The sequence below is a fragment of the Staphylococcus simiae genome, from assembly GCF_017357005.1.
Taxonomy (GTDB): domain Bacteria; phylum Bacillota; class Bacilli; order Staphylococcales; family Staphylococcaceae; genus Staphylococcus; species Staphylococcus simiae_A.
Window position 1 is genome coordinate 814240 of sequence record NZ_CP071589.1, and the last position, 22417, is coordinate 836656.

23 protein-coding genes are annotated in these 22417 nt (G+C 31.8%); 21 read left to right on the forward strand and 2 right to left on the reverse strand.

Annotated elements, in window-relative coordinates; translation table 11 throughout:
• Positions 1–83 precede the first annotated feature (83 nt).
• From J3R86_RS03705 to J3R86_RS03760, 12 genes are all read left to right on the forward strand, one after another.
• Positions 84–1334 (forward strand): cysteine desulfurase, encoded by a 1251-nt coding sequence (locus J3R86_RS03705; protein ID WP_207518105.1) that lies wholly within the window; start codon positions 84–86, stop codon positions 1332–1334.
• A complete protein-coding gene (sufU, locus tag J3R86_RS03710) occupies positions 1324–1788 on the forward strand; it encodes a Fe-S cluster assembly sulfur transfer protein SufU (RefSeq protein WP_002462407.1) in 465 nt (154 codons plus the stop codon). The genes J3R86_RS03705 and sufU overlap by 11 nt, the downstream gene beginning before the upstream one ends.
• A gap of 150 nt (positions 1789–1938) precedes the next feature.
• Complete coding sequence (sufB, locus tag J3R86_RS03715) at positions 1939–3336, forward strand: Fe-S cluster assembly protein SufB (RefSeq protein ID WP_002462405.1); 1398 nt, start codon at positions 1939–1941, stop codon at positions 3334–3336.
• 583 nt (positions 3337–3919) lie between these two features.
• Positions 3920–5206, forward strand: coding sequence for a group II intron reverse transcriptase/maturase (gene ltrA, locus J3R86_RS03720; RefSeq protein WP_207518488.1), 1287 nt, complete (start codon positions 3920–3922; stop codon positions 5204–5206).
• A 362-nt stretch (positions 5207–5568) separates the two neighbouring features.
• On the forward strand, positions 5569–6792 hold the full coding sequence (locus tag J3R86_RS03725) for a Fic family protein (RefSeq protein ID WP_207518106.1): 1224 nt from the start codon (positions 5569–5571) through the stop codon (positions 6790–6792).
• Positions 6793–7409: 617 nt separating this feature from the next.
• Complete coding sequence (locus J3R86_RS03730) at positions 7410–8435, forward strand: hemolysin family protein (protein WP_207518107.1); 1026 nt, start codon at positions 7410–7412, stop codon at positions 8433–8435.
• A 28-nt stretch (positions 8436–8463) separates the two neighbouring features.
• The gene (locus J3R86_RS03735) at positions 8464–9537 is read left to right on the forward strand and encodes an NAD(P)H-dependent flavin oxidoreductase (protein ID WP_207518510.1); all 1074 of its coding nucleotides are present in this window, start codon (positions 8464–8466) and stop codon (positions 9535–9537) included.
• Positions 9538–9700: 163 nt separating this feature from the next.
• Positions 9701–10549, forward strand: a complete 849-nt coding sequence (locus J3R86_RS03740) for a DUF72 domain-containing protein (RefSeq protein ID WP_207518511.1) — start codon at positions 9701–9703, stop codon at positions 10547–10549.
• An 11-nt stretch (positions 10550–10560) separates the two neighbouring features.
• Complete coding sequence (locus tag J3R86_RS03745) at positions 10561–11388, forward strand: sulfite exporter TauE/SafE family protein (RefSeq protein ID WP_207518108.1); 828 nt, start codon at positions 10561–10563, stop codon at positions 11386–11388.
• A gap of 27 nt (positions 11389–11415) precedes the next feature.
• On the forward strand, positions 11416–12735 hold the full coding sequence (locus J3R86_RS03750; RefSeq protein ID WP_207518109.1) for a bifunctional metallophosphatase/5'-nucleotidase: 1320 nt from the start codon (positions 11416–11418) through the stop codon (positions 12733–12735).
• Between the two features lie 83 nt (positions 12736–12818).
• The gene (lipA, locus tag J3R86_RS03755) at positions 12819–13736 is read left to right on the forward strand and encodes a lipoyl synthase (RefSeq protein WP_002464388.1); all 918 of its coding nucleotides are present in this window, start codon (positions 12819–12821) and stop codon (positions 13734–13736) included.
• A gap of 114 nt (positions 13737–13850) precedes the next feature.
• The gene (locus J3R86_RS03760; RefSeq protein ID WP_207518512.1) at positions 13851–14234 is read left to right on the forward strand and encodes a YutD family protein; all 384 of its coding nucleotides are present in this window, start codon (positions 13851–13853) and stop codon (positions 14232–14234) included.
• A 96-nt stretch (positions 14235–14330) separates the two neighbouring features.
• Here the strand turns inward: J3R86_RS03760 and J3R86_RS03765 are convergent, their stop codons facing one another.
• Positions 14331–14597: a DUF3055 domain-containing protein gene (locus J3R86_RS03765; protein ID WP_207518110.1), complete on the reverse strand. Its 267-nt coding sequence runs from the start codon at positions 14595–14597 to the stop codon at positions 14331–14333.
• Between the two features lie 98 nt (positions 14598–14695).
• Between J3R86_RS03765 and J3R86_RS03770 the strand changes: the two genes are divergently transcribed.
• From J3R86_RS03770 to dltD, 8 genes are all read left to right on the forward strand, one after another.
• The gene (locus J3R86_RS03770) at positions 14696–15130 is read left to right on the forward strand and encodes a DUF86 domain-containing protein (protein ID WP_207518111.1); all 435 of its coding nucleotides are present in this window, start codon (positions 14696–14698) and stop codon (positions 15128–15130) included.
• The gene (locus J3R86_RS03775) at positions 15130–15912 is read left to right on the forward strand and encodes a TIGR01457 family HAD-type hydrolase (protein ID WP_207518112.1); all 783 of its coding nucleotides are present in this window, start codon (positions 15130–15132) and stop codon (positions 15910–15912) included. The genes J3R86_RS03770 and J3R86_RS03775 overlap by 1 nt, the downstream gene beginning before the upstream one ends.
• Before the next feature lie 38 nt (positions 15913–15950).
• On the forward strand, positions 15951–16910 hold the full coding sequence (locus tag J3R86_RS03780) for a 2-hydroxyacid dehydrogenase (protein ID WP_207518113.1): 960 nt from the start codon (positions 15951–15953) through the stop codon (positions 16908–16910).
• 341 nt (positions 16911–17251) lie between these two features.
• The gene (locus tag J3R86_RS03785; protein ID WP_000837751.1) at positions 17252–17404 is read left to right on the forward strand and encodes a teichoic acid D-Ala incorporation-associated protein DltX; all 153 of its coding nucleotides are present in this window, start codon (positions 17252–17254) and stop codon (positions 17402–17404) included.
• A 14-nt stretch (positions 17405–17418) separates the two neighbouring features.
• On the forward strand, positions 17419–18876 hold the full coding sequence (dltA, locus tag J3R86_RS03790; RefSeq protein ID WP_207518114.1) for a D-alanine--poly(phosphoribitol) ligase subunit DltA: 1458 nt from the start codon (positions 17419–17421) through the stop codon (positions 18874–18876).
• Entirely contained in the window at positions 18873–20087 is a 1215-nt protein-coding gene (dltB, locus tag J3R86_RS03795; protein WP_207518115.1) for a D-alanyl-lipoteichoic acid biosynthesis protein DltB, read from the forward strand. The genes dltA and dltB overlap by 4 nt, the downstream gene beginning before the upstream one ends.
• A 17-nt stretch (positions 20088–20104) precedes the next feature.
• Positions 20105–20341 carry a D-alanine--poly(phosphoribitol) ligase subunit 2 gene (gene dltC, locus J3R86_RS03800; RefSeq protein ID WP_000395692.1) on the forward strand — a complete coding sequence of 79 codons (237 nt, stop codon included), beginning with the start codon at positions 20105–20107 and terminating at the stop codon, positions 20339–20341.
• Positions 20338–21507 carry a D-alanyl-lipoteichoic acid biosynthesis protein DltD gene (gene dltD / locus J3R86_RS03805; RefSeq protein WP_207518116.1) on the forward strand — a complete coding sequence of 390 codons (1170 nt, stop codon included), beginning with the start codon at positions 20338–20340 and terminating at the stop codon, positions 21505–21507. The genes dltC and dltD overlap by 4 nt, the downstream gene beginning before the upstream one ends.
• A 183-nt stretch (positions 21508–21690) precedes the next feature.
• Here the strand turns inward: dltD and J3R86_RS03810 are convergent, their stop codons facing one another.
• Positions 21691–21933: a NifU family protein gene (locus J3R86_RS03810; RefSeq protein ID WP_002464399.1), complete on the reverse strand. Its 243-nt coding sequence runs from the start codon at positions 21931–21933 to the stop codon at positions 21691–21693.
• A gap of 98 nt (positions 21934–22031) precedes the next feature.
• Here J3R86_RS03810 and J3R86_RS03815 point away from each other — a divergent pair, with 98 nt between their 5' ends.
• Positions 22032–22349, forward strand: a complete 318-nt coding sequence (locus tag J3R86_RS03815) for a YuzD family protein (RefSeq protein ID WP_207518117.1) — start codon at positions 22032–22034, stop codon at positions 22347–22349.
• Positions 22350–22417 lie beyond the last annotated feature (68 nt).

Here is a 22417-nt window from a genome sequence, read left to right on the forward strand (position 1 = left end):
AATGAAGATGAAGTGATTAATGTGCAATTAACCATTAATTACTTCACTCTGTTTAAAGTATATATTTTAAATTAAGAAAGGTCGTGAACAACGTGACCGAACAATCATTTGATGTAAATGAAGTGATTAAAGACTTTCCGATATTGGACCAACAAGTCAATGGGAAACGTTTAGCTTATTTAGATTCAACTGCTACTAGTCAAACGCCTGTTCAGGTGTTAGATGTACTAGATGATTATTATAAACGCTATAATTCGAATGTACATCGTGGTGTTCATACGTTAGGTTCATTGGCAACAGATGCATATGAAGGTGCTCGCGAAACAGTGCGACGCTTCATCAATGCTAAATATTTTGAAGAAATCATTTTTACTAGAGGTACAACGGCTTCTATTAATATCGTGGCACGTAGTTATGGTGATGCTAATGTAAGTGAAGGTGACGAAATTGTAGTTACTGAAATGGAACATCATGCTAATATTGTTCCTTGGCAACAATTAGCAAAACGTAAAAATGCTACTTTGAAATTTATTCCAATGACTGCAGATGGTGAACTAAATATTGAAGATGTTAAAGCAACCATTAATGATAAAACAAAAATAGTTGCTATTGCTCATGTATCTAATGTTTTAGGAACAATAAATGATGTTAAAACTATTGCTGAAATTGCACATCAACATGGTGCTATTATCAGTGTCGATGGCGCACAAGCTGCTCCACATATGGCATTAGATATGCAAGATATTGATGCAGATTTTTATAGTTTTAGTGGTCATAAAATGTTAGGACCAACTGGTATTGGTGTTTTATTTGGGAAACGTCACTTATTGAAAGACATGGAACCAGTAGAATATGGTGGAGACATGATAGATTTTGTTAGTAAATATGACGCGACATGGGCAGATTTACCAACTAAATTTGAAGCAGGTACACCACTAATTGCTCAAGCAATTGGTCTAGGAGAAGCAATACGTTACCTTGATAAATTAGGTCTTGATGCGATTCATCAGCATGAACAACAATTGACAGAGTATGCGTACGAACAAATGTCAACTATTGAAGGTCTAGAAATTTATGGCCCTCCAAAAGATCGTCGTGCAGGTGTCATTACATTTAATTTACAAGATATTCATCCACATGATGTTGCAACAGCTGTTGATACTGAAGGTGTTGCTGTTCGTGCTGGACATCACTGTGCGCAACCATTAATGAAATGGTTAGACGTATCTTCTACAGCAAGAGCAAGCTTTTATATATACAACACAAAAGAAGACATTGATCAGTTAGTTAATGCCTTGAAACAAACGAAGGAGTTTTTCTCTTATGAATTTTAATAATTTAGATCAATTATATAGATCTGTAATTATGGATCATTACAAAAATCCTAGAAATAAAGGTATATTAGATAACGGATCTATGACAGTAGATATGAATAATCCAACTTGTGGTGACCGCATTCGACTTACATTTGATATTGAAGATGGAATCATTAAAGACGCTAAATTCGATGGTGAAGGTTGTTCAATATCAATGGCTAGTGCATCTATGATGACACAAGCTGTTAAAGGTCATTCACTAGGTGAAGCTATGCAAATGAGTCAAGAATTTACGAAGATGATGCTTGGAGATGACTATGTGATTACTGAAGACATGGGAGACATTGAAGCATTACAAGGTGTTTCTCAATTTCCTGCACGTATTAAATGTGCCACTTTAGCATGGAAAGCATTAGAAAAAGGTACAATTGAAAAAGAAGGTAAATCAGAAGGTACAACTGAAGAAGAATAATTAATGTTGTACCGTCATTATAATAAAATACGGCAATCTTATTCATTAAATGTAAATTTGAATGTCATAGTCAAATTGTTATAATGTGATTTACACCAAGAAATGAAAATTCACGTAAAACGTTGTAAATATATTTAAGGAGTGATTGAAATGGCTAAACAAGCACCTGATGTTGGGGATTATAAATATGGATTCCACGACGAAGATGTTTCCATTTTCAGATCAGAACGTGGTTTAACTGAAAATATCGTTAGAGAAATTTCAAATATGAAAAATGAGCCGGAATGGATGTTAAATTTCCGTCTTAAATCATTAAAATTATTTTATAAAATGCCTATGCCTCAATGGGGTGGCGATTTATCTGAATTAAACTTTGATGACATCACATATTATGTCAAACCTTCTGAACAAGCAGAACGTTCTTGGGATGAAGTACCTGAGGAAATCAAACGTACTTTTGATAAATTAGGTATTCCAGAAGCTGAACAAAAATACTTAGCTGGTGTATCAGCTCAATATGAATCAGAAGTTGTTTATCATAATATGGAAAAAGAACTTGAAGAAAAAGGTATTATTTTTAAAGATACTGATAGTGCTCTTCAAGAAAATGAAGATATATTCAAAGAATATTTTGCATCAGTTATTCCAGCAGCTGATAATAAATTTGCTGCTTTAAACTCAGCTGTATGGTCAGGTGGTTCATTCATCTATGTACCAAAAAATATTAAATTAGATACGCCATTACAAGCATATTTCAGAATCAACTCTGAAAATATGGGACAATTCGAGCGTACTTTAATTATCGCAGATGAAGGAGCGTCAGTACATTATGTAGAAGGTTGTACTGCTCCTGTGTACACTACTAGTTCACTTCACTCAGCAGTAGTTGAAATCATCGTGCATAAAGATGCTCACGTTCGATATACTACAATTCAAAACTGGGCAAATAATGTTTATAACTTAGTGACTAAACGAACATTTGTCCATGAAAATGGTAACATGGAATGGGTTGATGGTAATTTAGGTTCTAAGTTAACTATGAAATATCCAAACTGTGTGTTATTAGGTGAAGGTGCCAAAGGTAGTACATTATCTATTGCCTTTGCTGGTAAAGGACAAGTTCAAGATGCTGGTGCCAAAATGATTCATAAAGCACCAAATACATCTTCAACAATTGTTTCTAAATCTATCTCTAAAAATGGTGGTAAAGTAGTTTACCGTGGTATTGTTCATTTTGGACGTAATGCTAAAGGAGCACGTTCAAATATTGAATGTGATACGTTAATTTTAGATAATGAATCAACGTCAGATACAATTCCATATAATGAAGTATTTAATGATCAAATTTCATTAGAACACGAAGCGAAAGTTTCTAAAGTGTCAGAAGAACAATTATTCTATCTAATGAGTCGTGGTATTTCAGAAGAAGAAGCGACAGAAATGATCGTTATGGGATTCATTGAACCATTTACTAAAGAATTACCAATGGAATATGCTGTTGAAATGAACCGTTTAATCAAATTTGAAATGGAAGGATCTATCGGTTAGATCTAGACAATTTAAAAAATATGTATATCAAAATTACCGTTCAAAGTTTCTTACTAAAGTGACTTTGAACGGTTTTTATTGTGCGCCCGGCATGGGTAATTACTAGACGGTGAAAGTCCGTTACAGGCTTGGTAGTAGGAACTGTTAGCGAAAGACAAGGGTGTCCATTGTGAAATGGAATCTGAAGGAAGTCGGACGCAAACACTCGCACTGACGAACAGAAATATCATACAAGGCTATGTGGAATGGATGAATCTGCAATACAAGATAAAGTCCGATACTACCCGAGTTCTATATAGTAAATGATGCAGTGGAATGAGTGGAAAGTGGTTACTCTTACCCGGGGAGGTCTCATCAGCGATAAAAAAAATCGTAGTAATAACGAATGATGAGAAGTCAGCAGAGGTCATAGTAGGTAGAAATACTGAAGGACTGAACAATATTCATACAAAGTAAAGAATGGAGGTTAGAGATTTACAACGTACAGAATACAATTAATGATTGGCAACTCATAGAAAGATAAGTAGTGGAACGAAAAAGGATATATGAGTGCGTACAGTAAATCTTAGGTGAAATGAAAGAAATGTATCGTGAGTCTCCATCTATGATGGAGCTTGTTGTAAGAGAGAATAATATACAAAAAGCAATTAAGAAAGTGAAGAAAAACAACGGTGCACCTGGCATCGATGGCATGCGAGTAAGTGAATTAACATCACATTTCGCAAAATACTTTCCACAAATTAAACAAAAACTGCTTGATGGCACGTATAAGCCACAAGCAGTAAGAAAGGTTGAAATACCTAAATCAAATGGGAAAAAGCGCGTGCTTGGAATCCCTGTCGCAAGAGACAGAGTTATCCAACAAGCCATTAAACAAGTCATTGAACCTAGTATCGACCGTACTTTCTCAAAACACAGTCATGGCTTTAGACCGAATCGTAGTACAGGAACTGCACTTAAAGAATGTGCAACATACTATGAAGAAGGTTACTTAGTTGCAGTTGATTGTGATTTAAAACAGTGCTTTGATATGTTGAACCATGATAAATTAATGTATCTATTTGAACGACATGTTCAAGATAAAGCCATTTCTAAATTTATTCGTAGAAGCCTACAGGTTGGTGCAATCGACCTCAATGGTAATTATCGAAGTAGAGAAATAGGTGCACCGCAAGGTGGTGTTATTTCCCCGTTACTTTGTAATATTTATCTTCACGAATTAGATAATGAATTGGAGAAACGTGGTCATCGCTTTGTTCGTTATGCAGATGACTTCGTCATCTTTGTACGTACAAAACGAGCGGGTCAACGTGTCATGGAAAGTGTGACAAAGTTTATCGAAAAAGACCTTAAACTTATTGTAAATAGTGAAAAGAGCAAGGTAGGTTCTATCACACGTTTAAAGTTCTTGAGTTGTCTAATGACCAAAGTAAATGGCACTTATCGTTTCAGACCGACTATGGAAGCAAGAAGAAATTTAAAACGCACCTTAAGACGTCTAACGAAACGAAATAGACCAGGTACCTTTAAAGAGATTATATCAGAAATTAATCAAGTAACACGAGGGTGGATAAATTACTTTGGTAAAGGATTTATTACAGGTTTTGTAACGAAGTTACAATCATGGTTAAACCGACGCATTAGACAACTAATCCTCAAAAGATGGAAAAGAATAAAAACCAAATATAAGATGTTACGTAAGTATGGACTTGACCATAAGAGTGCAATGAAAATTGCCAATTCAAGAAAGAAATACTGGCGCTTATCATCAACGCATGAAGTTCATCGTGCACTTACAACAAAACGTCTCTACAAGTGGGGGTTAGAACCATTAACCCAACTCGCAGAGACGGCTTACGCAAGATATTGAACCGCCGAGTACGGAACCGTACGCTCGGTGGTGTGAGAGGACGGATAATCAAATAATGGTTATCCTCCTACTCGATTTGATATGGTTGTAACTAGGAATATTTAGGATACTTGCAAAATGAGTGGTAAAATATTTTAACTACTAAATGTGATCATAAATAATAAAGCAAACATTTTGGTTCAATAATATATATGTCAAAAACTTTAATAATTAATGACCAAATACAATAATGAATAATGAAGTCTTATCTTATTAATCTTCGGAGATTAACAGATTATATGTTATTAATTCAGTAATTTTGCTATAATTTTATCATAGTATAAACGTCATATATTGAAATATGATTAATAAGGAGTGGTTAAGTGGATTATAAATCTTTAAAAAAATTATTTCATATGTATGGTTCTGATTACGTAGAAACAGAATACAACTTAAGAAAAAATAGCCATTCTTCATACGTTACAAATTTAGTTATAAATCCTATTCAAGATGAAAAACAAAAGAGAGATATTAGTTATCCTTTATTTTTCGTATTAACAAAAGAACTTGTATTTAAATTAGAAAAGGTATTAAGTAATTCTGCGATAATAAGACATTTAGCTTCGCTACAACCTGGAATTGCCAATGAAGCTTACATTAAGCATTTACTTATTAATGAACTTCAAAGTACTAATGAAATTGAAAATATTAAAAGCACAAAAAAAGAGATAGCAGCTTCTATAAATAAAACTAAAGGCACAAATAAACGATTTGATGGTCTTGTTAACCAATACTTAATGATTCAACAAGGTAATGTTGAAATTAATAACCTTTTAGATATAAGAAAACTATTTGATATTATCGTTTCAGATGAAATTAGACAAAAAGATTTGCCAGATGGTAATTTATTTAGAAAACATGCTATAGGTGTTTTTGACAGTAGTAAAAATAAATGGGTACATAGAAATGAATTTGATGAAGCAGAAATTTATGAATTTTTAACTTTGATTATGGCGTTTCTAAAGGACTTCGAAGCACCTGAGTTATTTAAAATTATGGCAAGTCACTTTATGTTTGAATATTTACATCCCTTTTATGATGGTAATGGTAGGCTAGGGAGATATTTATTAGCCAAATTATTAAATGATAGTTTAGATTCATTTACTGCGTTAACTTTTTCATATGTAGTAAACAATAATAAAAGTAAATATTACAAAGCTTTTGAAAACACATCAGATTTTTTTAATAAAGGTGAATTAACCCTTTTTATAGGAGATATGTTACAAATATTAATAGAAGGTCAGGAAAGTATTATAGAGACGTTTGAAAATAACAATGAGGTAATCACTAAGTTAGAGTTAGCTTTAAAAAGCAGAAATCTCAATAAATATGAATTTAGTGTGTTATTTATATTATTACAAGATAAAGTTTTTGGAAGCAAATATTCAAGAATAAGTTTAAAAGAACTTAAAGAATTTGTGGGTTATTCTAGAAATAAAATTAATGAAGTGATTGGAATACATAAAGACAAATTAATAAAAATCAAAAGCAATCCAGTTATTTATGAAATAAAGGATGACTTTATTAAAGAATTATTAACAAATTAAAACTTTAAGGAATTAACACAAAACTAAAGGGTTACAATTGATATGAAAAAGGTTTAGGGAGTGGGACAGAAATAAATTTTATATAAAATTTATTTCGTAGATGCCCGTCTTGCACATTTAAAGCTACTTAGATTTTAATCTTTAGTAGCTCTTGCCCAACCTGCATTGTTTGTAGAAACTGTAAGTACAGTTTCTCTGTGTTGGGTCCCTATGCAATTGTTGCGTTAGCAACCAATTGTAATCCCTATATTTTTCTATGACGGGTCCCTTGCCCAACTTGCATTGTCTGAAAAAACTGACTAACCAGTTTTTTTGTGTTGGCTCCCTCCCACCCCGGCAAGACTGACTAGGTTTTCAAAATAGTGATTTATCAACGTTTTGAAAACCAGACAGTTACTGCCAAATGCTTAAATTTAAGTGTAAAATACATTTTGTCCCAGGCTCTATTAGATTTTCTAGCTATCAAGATAGCAGAAAATCTAACAATTATTGCTAGCTACTCCCTAATATTTGCTAAATATAAAAAGTGATTTTCAACTTTCTTTTTTGCGTTTATACATACATTTTGACGGGAATGAAATAGTAATATACAAGTCGAATTTTAAGGAGAAAAATTAGTGATTATTGCTATAATAATATTAATTTTTGTATCTTTTTTCTTTTCTGGAAGTGAAACAGCCTTAACAGCAGCGAATAAAACTAAATTTCAAACTGAAGCAGATAAAGGAGATAAAAAAGCACAACGTATTGTTAAATTATTAAGTAAACCGAGCGAATTTATTACAACAATTCTAATTGGTAATAATGTGGCTAATATACTATTACCTACACTTGTTACAATGTTAGCACTAAGATGGGGAATCAGTGTCGGCATAGCTTCTGGTGTCTTAACCATTGTTATTATTTTAATATCAGAAGTGATACCTAAATCAGTTGCTGCGTCATTTCCTGATAAAATAACTAGCATTGTCTATCCAATCATTAATATAGTCATTATTGTCTTAAAACCCATTACATTATTACTCAATAAATTGACAGATAGTATTAATAAAAAGTTATCAAAAGGTCATGATTTAGAACAACAAATGACAAAAGAAGAATTTAAAACAATGCTTGCTATCGCAGGAAATGATGGTGCGTTTAATGATATTGAAGCAAGTCGTTTGGAAGGTGTTTTAAACTTCGATAATTTAAAGGTGAAGGATATAGATACAACGCCAAGAGTTAAAGTTACTGCTTTTTCAACAACTGCAACGTATGAAGAAGCTTATGACACAGTAATGAACAACCCGTATACAAGATATCCTGTGTATGAAGGTGACATAGATAATGTTATAGGGATCTTTCATTCAAAATATTTATTATCATGGAGTAAAGACAAAGATAAAAATATTACTGATTTTAGTGCTCAGCCGTTATTTGTAAATGAGCATAATAAAGCTGAGTGGGTCTTACGTAAAATGACTATTAGCCGAAAACATTTAGCTATTGTCTTAGATGAATTTGGTGGTACGGATGCAATTGTTTCTCATGAAGATTTAATTGAAGAACTATTAGGTATGGAAATTGAAGATGAAATGGATAAACGGGAAAAAGAAAAATTATCACAACAACAACTGAAATATCCTAGACAACAATTGTAATATAAATAATGAAAGGATTTGTGAAATGATGTGGCATGACAATCAATTAACGCGAAAGTTAAATATACAATATCCAATCATTCAAGCTGGAATGGCGGGTAGCACAACGCCTCAACTGGTTGCTGCTGTTAGTGAAAGTGGTGGTTTAGGTTCAATTGGTGCTGGTTATTATACGTCACAGCAATTACTTGAAGACATCACTCAAGTGAGGCAATTAACAAAGAAGCCATTTGCAGTTAATATTTTTGTACCTAGTCAGCAGTCAGCTACAAACAATCAAATTGAACATATGAATGCTTGGTTAAAACCTTATAGAAGAGCATTTAAATTAGAAGAACCTGTCATTAATATAAACGAAAGTCAAACATTTGAACGTGCCATTGATATTATTATAGACCAACAAATTGATGTCTGTAGCTTTACATTTGGAATTCCTAATCCTAATACGATTAAACGTTTAAAAAGTGCTGGTATTACTGTAATAGGTACTGCAACATCTGTTGACGAAGCAATAGCTAATGAACGTGCTGGCATAGATATTATTATTGCTCAAGGAAGCGAAGCTGGAGGGCATCGTGGTTCGTTCTTAAAAATTGGACCTAAAGAACATGAAGCAATGGTCGGTACAATGTCATTAGTACCTCAAATTGTAGATGCTGTTACTGTACCAGTTATTGCAGCAGGTGGCATCATGGATGGACGAGGTGTATTGGCAAGTCTGGTTCTTGGTGCTTCAGGTGTTCAAATGGGCACCGCATTTTTAACTTCAAGCGATAGTAAAGCATCACCACTGTTAAGAGAATCGATTATCAATAGTAAAGAAACAGATACGGTTGTAACTAAAGCATTTAGTGGGAAATATGCTAGAGGCATAAATAATCAATTTATTGAAGATATGCAACAATATCAAGGTATTATTCCAGAATATCCAATTCAAAATCAATTAACTAATCTTATACGTAAAGAAGCGGCTAAACAAGGTAATAAAGAATTGACACATATGTGGAGTGGTCAAAGTCCTAGATTAGCTACTACATTAAACGCCTCAGCATTAATGTCTAAAATTGTTAATCAAATTAATACATTATTAAGTGGCGTATAAAGTTTAATATGATAATAATTAACGTAATATTTGTTATATCTAACGCTATTTGGATAAAGTAGTGAATATATAACTGATATTACGTTTTTATGATTTTAATCATAGAAGATTGCGTAAGTGAATATCATAAATAGTATATGGTATGATGATGATGGTGATTATAATGATAAATATTGGTTTAACAGGTTGGGGTGATCATGATTCACTTTATGAAGATTTGGCACGTCAATCAGATAAATTAACAACATACGCAAGTCATTTTCCAGTAGTTGAACTAGATGCATCATATTATGCCATTCAACCTGATAGAAATATACTAAAGTGGATTAAAGAAACACCTGATCGGTTTGAATTTGTAGTTAAAATACATCAAGCATTGACGTTACATGCTGATTATAAACAATTTGCAAATAGTCGACAGGAACTTTTTGATCAATTTAAAGTAATGCTTAAACCATTGCAAGAACATCGTAAGTTAGCAATGGTATTGGTTCAATTTCCACCTTGGTTCGATTGTAATGCTCAAAATATTAAATATATTTTGTATGTACGACAACAACTACAAGATTTTCCAATTTGTGTAGAGTTTAGACATCAATCTTGGTTTAACGATCATTTTAAAGAACAAACACTAGCATTTTTAACTGAAAATCAGATTATTCATGCTGTTGTAGATGAACCTCAAGTTAAAGAAGGCAGTATACCTTTGGTTAATAGAATTACCAATGAAACCGCATTTGTGAGATATCATGGTAGAAATCGACATGGTTGGACAAAAAAAGATATGACTGATCAAGAATGGCGAGACGTAAGATATTTGTATGATTACAATGAAGAAGAATTAACTGATTTAGCTCAAAAAGTAAAAATTTTAGAGCATAAAGCTAAAAAAATATATGTTATTTTCAATAATAATTCAGGTGGTCATGCAGCAAATAATGCTAAAAGTTATCAAAAATTATTAGATATTGATTATGAAGGTTTAGCACCGCAACAACTAAAATTATTTTAAGAGGCGACGATATGTTATTAACAATTACTTTATTAGTTTTAATAGGTGGATTATCGGCAATCATTGGATCAATTGTAGGTATTGGTGGAGGTATTATTATTGTGCCAACACTTGTATATTTAGGTGTTGAACATCACCTATTGCACGGTATTACGACTCAAATAGCAATAGGAACATCGTCATTAATTCTTATTGTTACAGGGCTATCCTCATCATTAGGTTATTTAAAAACAAAGCAAGTTGATATTAAAAACGGCGCAATCTTTTTATTTGGCTTGTTACCAGGTTCTCTATTTGGCTCATTTATTAGTCGATATTTAACGATTGAATCTTTCAATTTATATTTTGGTATTTTTCTAATATTTGTTGCAATATTACTCATGGTAAGACACAAAATTAAGCCATTTACTATTTTTGATAAACCTAAATACCAAAAAACTTATGTTGATGCTAGTGGGGACACATATCATTATAGTGTACCACCACTATTTGCATTTTTTGCTACTTTATTTATTGGTACATTAACAGGATTATTTGGTATTGGTGGCGGCGCATTAATGACACCATTAATGTTAATTGTTTTTAGATTTCCACCACATGTTGCTGTTGGTACAAGCATGATGATGATTTTCTTTTCAAGTGTGATGAGCTCAATTGGCCACGTAGCGCAAGGTCATGTTGCATGGGGATATTCTATTATTTTAATTATTTCAAGTTATATTGGTGCTAAAATAGGTGTAAAAGTTAACCAATCAATCAAGTCAGATACAGTAGTAACATTATTACGTACAGTGATGTTATTACTTGGCATATATTTAATTATTAAAGCGGTATTATAAATTAATAACATAGAAAGAGGGAGTATTATGCAATTAACGATTTATCATACGAATGACATACATAGTCATCTTCATGAATATGAACGTATCAAGGCATACATGGCGCAACAAAGACCACAACTTTCACATCCCTCACTATATGTAGATTTAGGTGATCATGTAGATTTATCGGCGCCAATAACACAAGCAACGTTAGGGCGCAAAAATATTGAACTATTAAATGAAGCACATTGTGACATTGCTACTATTGGTAATAATGAAGGAATGACTTTAGCACATGAGACACTTGAACACTTATATGACGAAGCTCAGTTCAAAGTGATTTGTGCTAATGTTATCGATGAAAAGGGCGAATTGCCTAATAATATTTTATCTTCGTATATACAAACTATAGAAGATACAAGAATTTTATTTGTAGCAGCGACTGCTCCATTTACTCCTTTTTATCGTGCATTAGATTGGATTGTAACAGATCCGCTAGAAGCGATTAAAGAGGAAATTGAGCGACATAAGGGAGATTACGATGTCCTTATTGTATTAAGTCATTGTGGTATCTTTTTTGATGAAAAATTATGCACAGAATTACCACAAATAGACGTTATATTTGGGAGCCACACGCATCATTATTTTGAACAAGGTGAAATGAAAAATGGCGTGTTAATGGTAGCTGCTGGAAAATATGGTCATTATCTTGGTGAAGTTAATTTAACAATAACGAACAGAACCGTAACTAACAAAACAGCTACTATTATACCTGTAGATAGTTTACCTCAAGTTTCAACTCATTTTGAACAGCAAGGAAAACATATGATGTCGACACCAGTAATTAATCATCCTGTGCGATTAACAAGACATTATAACGCAATAACAGAAACTGCATATATGTTAGCTGAAAGTGTTTGCGAATTTACACATGCCGATTGTGCTATTATAAATACTGGACTATTAGTTAATGATGTCATAAGCGATAAAGTGACTGCATATGATATTCATCGTCTACTACCACATCCAATTAATTTGGTTAGAGTAAAATTGACAGGTCAACAATTAAAAGATGTCATTATTAAAAGTCAAAAACAAGAATATATGTATGAACATGCTCAAGGTTTAGGTTTTAGAGGTGATATTTTTGGAGGCTATGTCTTATATAAACTAGGCTACATTGAATCTCAACAGCGTTATTTTATTGATGGTCAAGAAATTGATGATAATAAAATTTATATCCTAGGTACTGTAGATATGTATACTTTTGGTAGATATTTCCCTATGTTAAAAGAACTTCCTACCGAATACTTAATGCCAGAGTTTTTAAGAGATATTTTTAAAGAAAAGTTACTACAATATTAAAAATTAACATTATTGGATTTTCATTTTTAGGGAATTTCGATATAATGATGAAAGACATAAATTACAGGAGGGCATGTGTTGTTATGGCGACAAAAAATGAAGAAATATTACGTAAACCTGATTGGTTAAAGATAAAATTAAATACTAACGAGAACTACACAGGACTTAAAAAGATGATGAGAGAGAAGAATCTAAACACGGTATGTGAAGAAGCTAAATGTCCTAACATCCATGAGTGCTGGGGGGCTCGTCGTACAGCTACTTTTATGATTCTAGGTGCAGTATGTACAAGAGCTTGTCGTTTCTGTGCAGTTAAGACAGGTTTACCTAATGAACTTGATTTGAATGAACCAGAACGTGTTGCTGAATCTGTAGAATTAATGAATTTAAAACATGTAGTTATTACTGCTGTTGCGCGTGATGACTTGAGAGATGCTGGATCAAATGTTTATGCTGAAACAGTTCGTAAAGTAAGAGAAAGAAATCCATTTACAACTATAGAAATTTTACCATCAGACATGGGTGGAGATTACGAAGCGTTAGAAACATTGATGGCTTCAAGACCAGATATTTTAAATCATAATATTGAAACAGTTCGTCGCTTAACACCGAGGGTTCGTGCACGTGCAACATATGATAGAACATTAGAATTTTTACGCCGTTCAAAAGAACTACAACCAGATATCCCTACTAAATCAAGTATCATGGTTGGCTTAGGTGAGACAATAGAAGAATTATATGAAACTATGGATGATTTGCGTGCAAATGACGTAGATATTTTAACCATTGGTCAATATTTACAACCTTCTCGTAAACATTTAAAAGTTCAAAAATACTATACACCTTTAGAATTTGGTAAGTTAAGAAAAGTTGCAATGGATAAAGGATTTAAACATTGCCAAGCTGGACCATTAGTACGTAGTTCATATCATGCAGATGAGCAAGTAAATGAAGCTGCAAAAGAAAGACAACGTCAAGGTGAAGAACAGTTAAATAACTAATTAATCATATAAAGACTTATTTTATACAAATCAACATTTAAAGAGACATAGATACTTTTTAAATCTGTGAAGCGTATAAATTAAGTCTTTAAATTTAATAGATAGGTGAAGAACTTGATAAAAGTAGAGCAACATTACTTCGAGCTAATTGAAGATTATAGAGAATGTTTTGATGAAGAACATTTTATAGCAAGATATTCTGATATTTTGGATAAATACGATTATATTGTTGGGGATTTCGGTTACGATCAACTTAGATTAAAAGGATTTTATAAAGATACCAACAAAAAAGCTGAAATGAGTAAACGTTTTTCAAATATTCAAGATTACATTCTTGAGTACTGCAATTTTGGTTGTCCTTATTTTGTTGTGAGAAAGCTTTCTAAACAGGAAGTAAAAGAGTTAGTTGTAAAAGATGAAGACATAGATATTATTGATGAAGATAATAAATTACATGATGTTAAAATAAAACCGACGATTCAAGACATAGAACAATAAAGTGAATTGAAGATTTAATTTGATACTAATAATTAATAACCCTTAACTGAATGAGACATTACAAAATGTCCGTTGATGTTAAGGGTTTACTATTTGTTAAAAGATAACTTCTTTTAAGTATTCTATTATTTCATCGCCTTCCTCGGCAGAGACACCTAAAATATGTGCAATATAACCTTCTTCTTCAATATCATCTGTACCGATAATACCAAATTTATTCGTTTGCATATTGAGTACTAAAGTCTTACCGTAATGGCGATTTGTTTGAACAAGCATTAAGTCATAACGACTGTGTTCTCCAACGAAACCAACAAATTGAACTTGGCTATCTTCGCTATCATCATACAAATACATATCAATCATGATTCATGACTCCTTTTAAATAGTAATAACGATAGTATAACGACAAATGAATCACACTGCAAAATTATGATAATATAGTGATAAGAGGTGACAGAAAAATGTATTTTGTAGACAAAGATAAATTAACTCAAAAACTTATGTATTTACAAAAACTAACAGAGGATTACAATCCAAATAAAAATAATGTCTATGCATTTGAACGTATCGCACAAATGTTAATAGAATCATCAGTCGATATCGGTAATATGATTATTGATGCATTTATTTTAAGAGATCCAGGTAATTATAAAGATGTCATTGATATTTTAGAATTAGAAAATGTAATTTCAAAAGAAACACAACAATCTATAAATGAAACTGTAGATATTCGTAAGCAATTTGCACACGATTATATAGATTTAGATGTAACATCAGTGATGCCGTTATTTGATAGGGCGCTTCCTGCTTATCAAACATTCATTTCTGAAGTTACTCAATTTTTACAAAACGAAAATGTACCAATCACCGCTTTTGGCAAAGGAGAAAATCAATAATGAAGAATTACAAAGCATATTTAATAGACTTAGATGGCACGATGTACATGGGAACAGACGAAATTGATGGAGCTGCACAATTTATAGATTACTTAAATGAACAACAAATCCCACATTTATATGTGACAAATAACTCAACGAAAACACCTGAACAAGTAACTGAAAAATTACGTGAAATGAAAATTGATGCTAAACCTGAAGAGGTTGTTACATCTGCACTTGCCACTGCAGAATATATTGCGGATCAGCAAAGTCAAGCTTCGGTTTATATGCTTGGAGGTAATGGCTTAAAAACAGCGCTAACTGAGGCGGGTATAGAAATTAAAGATAATGAAGATGTTGATTATGTTGTTATTGGCTTGGATGAAGAAGTGACATATAACAAACTGGCTATAGCAACTTTAGGAGTTCGAAAAGGTGCCACTTTCCTATCAACCAATCCAGATGTTTCTATTCCAAAAGAAAGAGGATTGCTACCTGGAAACGGAGCTATTACCAGTGTTGTTAGTGTATCTACTGGCGTAAACCCTAAATTTATTGGTAAACCAGAACCAGTTATTATGATGAAAGCATTAGATATTTTAGGCTTGGATAAATCAGAAGTAGCAATGGTAGGTGATCTCTATGATACAGATATTATGTCAGGGATTAATGTAGGTATGGATACGATTCATGTTCAAACAGGAGTATCATCTTTAGAGGATGTTCAATCAAAAGAAATTCAACCAACATATTCATTTAAAGATTTGAACGAAGTTATAAGGGAATTGAAAAATTTATAATATAACTAATTAAGATATAAATGAAATGAGTGATCTTTATGGTGAAAATTTTAGTATCTAGAGCTATTCCAGAGCGTTTTTATCAACAACTTAACCAATTAGGTGAAGTTGAAATGTGGCCGGAAATACTTATTCCAATGTCTAGAGAACAATTTATCAAAGGTTTACAATCAGCAGATGCTTGTTTTATTACTTTAAGTGAACAAATTGATAAAAATGTCTTAGAGCAAGCACAGAATTTAAAAATCATTGCTAATATGGCAGTAGGTTACGATAATATCGATATTGAACAAGCAGCAAAATATGGTGTGATAGTAACAAATACACCTGATGTACTAACGGAAACAACAGCAGAATTAGGATTTACACTTATGTTAGCTGTTGCAAGAAGAATAGTAGAGTCAGAAAAATATATTGCAAATAATCAATGGCAAAGTTGGAGCCCCTATTTATTAGCAGGCAAAGATGTCTTTAATTCAACTGTAGGTATATTTGGAATGGGAGAAATTGGTCAGGCATTTGCAAGAAGGCTTCAAGGATTTAATACATCAATTATTTACCATAATCGTTCACGTAACATAGAAGCGGAACAACAATTAAATGCCACATACGTGTCATTTGAAGATTTATTAAAGCGAAGCGACTTTATTATATGTACGGCACCATTAACTAATGACACCAAGCATCGCTTCAATAGTCAAGCTTTTAAACAAATGAAGGATGATGCTATTTTTATAAATATTGGTAGAGGACCCATAGTAGATGAAGATGCACTTGTTTCTGCATTGCAAAATAATGAAATTTTAGGCTGTGGTCTAGATGTACTTACGCATGAACCAATTGATAACACACATCCATTAATGCATTTTGATAATGTTATTGTTACACCACATATTGGAAGTGCTTCACTTCAAACAAGGGACAACATGATTCAATTATGTATTGATAATATTAAAGCTGTCCTAGAGTTACAACCTGCAATTACACCAGTAAAATAATATTGTTAATTTAATATTCACTTATAAAATAAAGTTATCACATTAGTAACTTTTAAATGATTGTAAACCATCAATCGTATTTTATAAGTGAGTGTTTTGTTATATATAACAAAATTGTTATGTAGACTGTAATTGTCTTAATAATAATTAACCATTAGAATTAATATATGTCTTAATAGACAACCATATTTTATTTTAATAGATTGCAAGACAATGATAATGTAATTGAATTTTATTTGAGATATGGATATAATAAATTGTAAAAAACAAATTACAAAACGTATTTTATATTCAGTTAACTTTATAAAAACGTTTTTAATCAGAACGTTAAGAGGTGCAATATGAAGTCAAAAAGTAAACAACCGCCAAATAAATATGTTGAAGCATTCAAACCATATTTATTAACAATTTTATATTTAGCAATATTTATAACGCTATATTTAATATATGGTAGTGGCGATACACATAATAACTTCATTTATAATGAGTTTTAATGAGGGAGACGAATATGACAGACATAATTAATAAACTGCAAAATATCGCTCAAGTTAATCCGGAAAGCATAGCAGTAAGACATGCAACTGATGAAATAACTTATAAACAATTAATGGAAGAATCAAGCAAATTAGCACATCGTTTACAAGATAGTAAACAGCCAATGATTTTATTTGGTCATATGTCACCATATATGATTGTTGGTATGATAGGTGCTATTAAAGCTGGTTGTGGATATGTACCTATTGATACATCTATTCCTGAAGACCGTATTAAAATGATTATCGAAAAAGTGCAACCAGAATATATTTTTAATACGACTGACAATGAATTAAATAGTGAATATGGTCAAGAATTTAATATTGAAGAAATTAAACAATCACATTATCCAGTAATTTTTGATAGTCAAATTAAAGATAATGACATGGTATACACTATATTTACATCTGGTTCTACAGGTGAGCCAAAAGGTGTTCAAATTGAGTATGCAAGTTTAGTACAGTTTACTGAATGGATGGTTGATTTAAATCAATCTGGTAGTGAACAACAATGGCTTAACCAAGCACCATTCTCATTTGATTTATCTGTAATGGCAATTTATCCATGTTTAGCATCTGGTGGTACTTTAAATCTAGTAGATAAAAACATGATAAATAAACCTAAATTATTAAATGAAATGTTATCCAACACACCAATTAATGTATGGGTTTCTACTCCTTCATTTATGGAAATGTGTTTATTACTACCAAACTTAAATGAAGAACAATATAGTAGCTTAAATCAATTCTTCTTCTGTGGAGAAATATTACCGCATAGAACAGCACAAGCACTGGTTAGTCGCTTCCCGAATGCGACAATTTATAATACTTACGGTCCAACTGAAGCGACAGTTGCGGTAACAAGTATTCAAATAACTCAAGAAGTATTGGATCAATATCCAACTTTACCTGTTGGTGTTGAGCGACCAGGTGCTAGTTTATCAACAACAGACGAAGGTGAATTAGTTATTGAAGGACAAAGTGTGAGTATTGGTTATCTTAAGAATGATCAAAAAACATCTGAAGTATTTAATTTTGATGATGGTATTCGTACTTACCATACGGGTGACAAAGCTAAATTTGAAGATGGACAGTGGTTTATTCAAGGTAGAATTGATTTCCAAATCAAGTTAAATGGTTACCGCATGGAACTTGAAGAAATTGAAACGCAATTACGCCAGTCTGAATTTGTTAGAGAAGCAATTGTCGTACCTGTATATAAAAATGATAAAGTCATTCATTTAATCGGTGCAGTAGTACCAACAGCTGAAGTAACTAATGACTTAGAAATGACAAAAAATATTAAACATGATTTAAAATCTCTCTTACCAGAGTATATGATTCCACGTAAATTTGTTTGGATGGAACAATTACCATTAACGAATAATGGTAAATTAGATCGTAAAAAAATTGCAGAGGTAATTAACGGATGATTCCTTATGGTGATTTTACCTTCTTCTTAATTGCCTTTATTGCTTTAATACCAGTCATTATACTTGGATTTTTGGGTAAGCGAAGCTACATTTATAATGGCTTAGTAACGGCTTTCATGGTCGTATTAATATTCTCATCAAATAAACATAATTTATTTGATCAAAAATATTTAAGTGTTCAATTAATTAGCTTTTTAATATACATTGTTTGGCAAGTTGTATTAATTATGTATTACTTCCGTTCAAGAGCTAAAAAAAATACGTTTGCTAAATTTGCAATAGTAACATCATTATCTATATTACCTTTAGCAATTGTTAAAGTATTACAAAGTTCGTGGTTAGGTGGACATCAAATTCATTTCCACGAAAGTAAATTAATTGAATTTGTTGGATTTTTAGGAATTTCATATGTAACTTTCAAAAGTGTACAACTAATTATGGAAATCCGTGATGGTTCGATTAAAGAAATTAAAGTAGGTAAATTAATTCAATTTATCTCATTCTTTCCAACGATTTCATCAGGTCCAATCGATCGTTATAAACGTTTTGTTAAAGATGATAAAAAAGTACCAACGGGTAGTGAATATCGTGAATTAGTGTTAAAAGCAATTCATATGATTATGTTAGGCTTCTTATATAAATATATTATTGCCTACTTTATCAATGTATATGCTATTAACCCATTACAAATGAATCTGCATGGCTTCACACATATGTGGTTATATATGTATGCTTACAGTTTCTATTTATTCTTTGACTTTGCTGGTTACACTTTATTTGCAATTGCATTTAGTTATTTATTTGGTATTAAAACACCACCAAACTTTGATAAACCATTCCAGTCTAAGAATATTAAAGATTTCTGGAATAGATGGCATATGTCATTATCATTCTGGTTTAGAGATTGTATTTATATGAGATCGCTATTTTACATGTCTCGTAAAAAGTTATTGAAGAGTCAATTCGCAATGTCTAACATAGCATTCTTCTTAAACTTCTTCATCATGGGAGTTTGGCATGGATTAGAAATATTTTACATTGCGTATGGGTTATACCATGCGGCACTATTTATAGGTTATGGCTATTATGAGCGTTGGCGTAAGAAACACCCGCCACGTTTCCAAAATGGATTTACAACAGCTATTAGTATTTTAATAACTTTCCATTTTGTAGCATTTGGCTTTTTAATCTTCTCAGGTAAACTTATATAATAAAGGAGAATTTAATTATGGAATTTAGAGAACAAGTATTAAATTTATTAGCAGAAGTTGCAGAAAATGATATCGTAAAAGAAAATCCAGACGTAGAAATTTTTGAAGAAGGTATTATTGATTCATTCCAAACAGTTGGTTTGTTACTAGAAATTCAAAACAAACTTGATATTGAAGTATCTATCATGGACTTCGATAGAGATGAGTGGGCAACTCCAAATAAAATTGTTGAAGCTTTAGAAGAATTACGATGAAAATAAAACCTTTTTTACCAATTCTAATTAGTGGAGCTATATTTATTGTCTTTCTATTCATGCCTGCTAGATGGTTTACAGGACTAGTTACTGAACAAACTTTAGCAGATAATAGAATATCACTGACAGATCAAGTATTAAAAGGCACACTCATTCAAAATAAGTTATATCAATCTAACAAATATTATCCAATATATGGCTCTAGTGAATTAGGTAAAGATGATCCATTCAATCCAGCCATTGCTTTAAATAAGCATAATTCAAGTAAACAAACATTTTTACTTGGAACTGGAGGATCTACAGATTTAATTAATGCAGTGGAACTTGCGGCTCAATATGATCAACTGAAAGGTAAAAAATTAACTTTTATCATTTCACCACAGTGGTTTACGAACCACGGATTAACAAATGACAATTTTGATGCACGTATGTCTCAAATGCAAATCAACGAAATGTTTCAACAAAAGAAAATGCCTAATGATTTAAAACAACAATATGCAGAACGATTATTACAATTTCCACATGCTCATAATAAAGCGTACTTAAGAGAAATTGCTAAAGATCCACAACAATCATCATCTAAGAATTACATTTCTGCTTTTAGAGAAAATCAATTAATGAAAATTGAAGCAATTAAATCACTATTTTCTGTCACTAAACCTCCTTTATCTCATGTAAAGCCTGTAACTAGTGAAACGGCATCATGGTCAGAAATGAAAGATAAAGCAGTCGAAATTGGTAAGGATAACACAAAAACCAATAAATTTGATATTAGAGATCCGTATTGGAAACTAATCAAAGAAAATAAGCGTAAGATTAACCGTGATTATGAATTTAATGTCAATTCTCCAGAATTCCAAGATTTAGAATTACTCGTACAAACAATGAAAGAAGCAGGTGCTGATGTACAATATGTTAGTATTCCTTCTAACGGTGTATGGTATGATCATATTGGAATTAATAAAGAACGACGAAATGCAGTATACAAGAAAATCCATTCTACTGTAGTAGATAATGGCGGCAAAATTTATGATATGACTGATAAAGATTACGAAAAATATGTTATCAGTGACGCTGTTCATATAGGTTGGAAAGGTTGGGTTTATTTAGACCAACAAATAGCTAAACATATGGACGACAAACCACAACCAAAAGTGGATAAATAAAAATAATAAGTAACAAAAAAGAGCTGAGACTAATATTGTCTCGGCTCATTTTTGGGCTCTATAATAAATCGGACTGATAGAGGTTTATAGTTCTCAAATTTTAAGACAGATAAATAATAAAAATAAGCCAACAACAATTGAATTTAAATCAACTATTGTTAGCTTATGTTATATATTATTATATTAGAATACTTGTTCTACTTCGATAACTCCAGGAACTTCTTCGTGTAAAGCACGTTCAATTCCAGCTTTTAAAGTAATTGTAGAACTTGGGCATGTACCACATGCACCATGTAGTTGTAATTTAACAATACCATCTTCAACGTCTATTAGTGAACAGTCGCCACCATCACGTAATAAAAATGGACGAAGACGCTCAATCACTTCTGCTACTTGATCAAACATAGTTGCATTTTCAGTAGGCATCAGGCAAGTCTCCTTTCGACAGGTGTATTTAATAATCTTTATTAATATATTATAATGGATAGAACGATAAAAATCTATCAAACAAACGGGGGATTATTATGACAAATATCAGTGTCGTAGTTTATGGGGCAGATATTATATGCGCAAGTTGTGTCAATGCACCTACTTCAAAGGATATTTTTGAATGGATACAACCATTGTTAAAAAGAAAATATCCAGAATTTAATTTTAATTATACGTATATTGATATAAATAAAGATACAGAAAATTTAACAGACCATGACCAACAATTTATTGAAAGAATAGAACAAGATGAATTATTTTATCCTTTAATTACGATGAATGATGAGTATGTAGCTGATGGATATATTCAAACAAAGCAATTAACTAGATTTTTAGATAATCATTTTAGTTAATAATAAAGATGATGGACTATAGTAACACATTTTTATTGTGTACTATAGTCCATAACTTTTTGGTATTA

What these genes read in the sequence shown, in the direction of transcription:
- sufU (WP_002462407.1), top strand. Translation starts at nt 1,324, where the DNA reads ATGAATTTTAATAATTTAGATCAATTATATAGATCTGTAATTATGGAT.
- sufB (WP_002462405.1), top strand. Translation starts at nt 1,939, where the DNA reads ATGGCTAAACAAGCACCTGATGTTGGGGATTATAAATATGGATTCCAC.
- ltrA (WP_207518488.1), top strand. Translation starts at nt 3,920, where the DNA reads ATGTATCGTGAGTCTCCATCTATGATGGAGCTTGTTGTAAGAGAGAAT.
- J3R86_RS03735 (WP_207518510.1), top strand. Translation starts at nt 8,464, where the DNA reads ATGTGGCATGACAATCAATTAACGCGAAAGTTAAATATACAATATCCA.
- J3R86_RS03740 (WP_207518511.1), top strand. Translation starts at nt 9,701, where the DNA reads ATGATAAATATTGGTTTAACAGGTTGGGGTGATCATGATTCACTTTAT.
- J3R86_RS03745 (WP_207518108.1), top strand. Translation starts at nt 10,561, where the DNA reads ATGTTATTAACAATTACTTTATTAGTTTTAATAGGTGGATTATCGGCA.
- J3R86_RS03750 (WP_207518109.1), top strand. Translation starts at nt 11,416, where the DNA reads ATGCAATTAACGATTTATCATACGAATGACATACATAGTCATCTTCAT.
- lipA (WP_002464388.1), top strand. Translation starts at nt 12,819, where the DNA reads ATGGCGACAAAAAATGAAGAAATATTACGTAAACCTGATTGGTTAAAG.
- J3R86_RS03765 (WP_207518110.1), bottom strand. Translation starts at nt 14,597, where the DNA reads ATGATTGATATGTATTTGTATGATGATAGCGAAGATAGCCAAGTTCAA.
- J3R86_RS03770 (WP_207518111.1), top strand. Translation starts at nt 14,696, where the DNA reads ATGTATTTTGTAGACAAAGATAAATTAACTCAAAAACTTATGTATTTA.
- J3R86_RS03775 (WP_207518112.1), top strand. Translation starts at nt 15,130, where the DNA reads ATGAAGAATTACAAAGCATATTTAATAGACTTAGATGGCACGATGTAC.
- J3R86_RS03780 (WP_207518113.1), top strand. Translation starts at nt 15,951, where the DNA reads ATGGTGAAAATTTTAGTATCTAGAGCTATTCCAGAGCGTTTTTATCAA.
- J3R86_RS03785 (WP_000837751.1), top strand. Translation starts at nt 17,252, where the DNA reads ATGAAGTCAAAAAGTAAACAACCGCCAAATAAATATGTTGAAGCATTC.
- dltA (WP_207518114.1), top strand. Translation starts at nt 17,419, where the DNA reads ATGACAGACATAATTAATAAACTGCAAAATATCGCTCAAGTTAATCCG.
- dltB (WP_207518115.1), top strand. Translation starts at nt 18,873, where the DNA reads ATGATTCCTTATGGTGATTTTACCTTCTTCTTAATTGCCTTTATTGCT.
- dltC (WP_000395692.1), top strand. Translation starts at nt 20,105, where the DNA reads ATGGAATTTAGAGAACAAGTATTAAATTTATTAGCAGAAGTTGCAGAA.
- dltD (WP_207518116.1), top strand. Translation starts at nt 20,338, where the DNA reads ATGAAAATAAAACCTTTTTTACCAATTCTAATTAGTGGAGCTATATTT.
- J3R86_RS03810 (WP_002464399.1), bottom strand. Translation starts at nt 21,933, where the DNA reads ATGCCTACTGAAAATGCAACTATGTTTGATCAAGTAGCAGAAGTGATT.
- J3R86_RS03815 (WP_207518117.1), top strand. Translation starts at nt 22,032, where the DNA reads ATGACAAATATCAGTGTCGTAGTTTATGGGGCAGATATTATATGCGCA.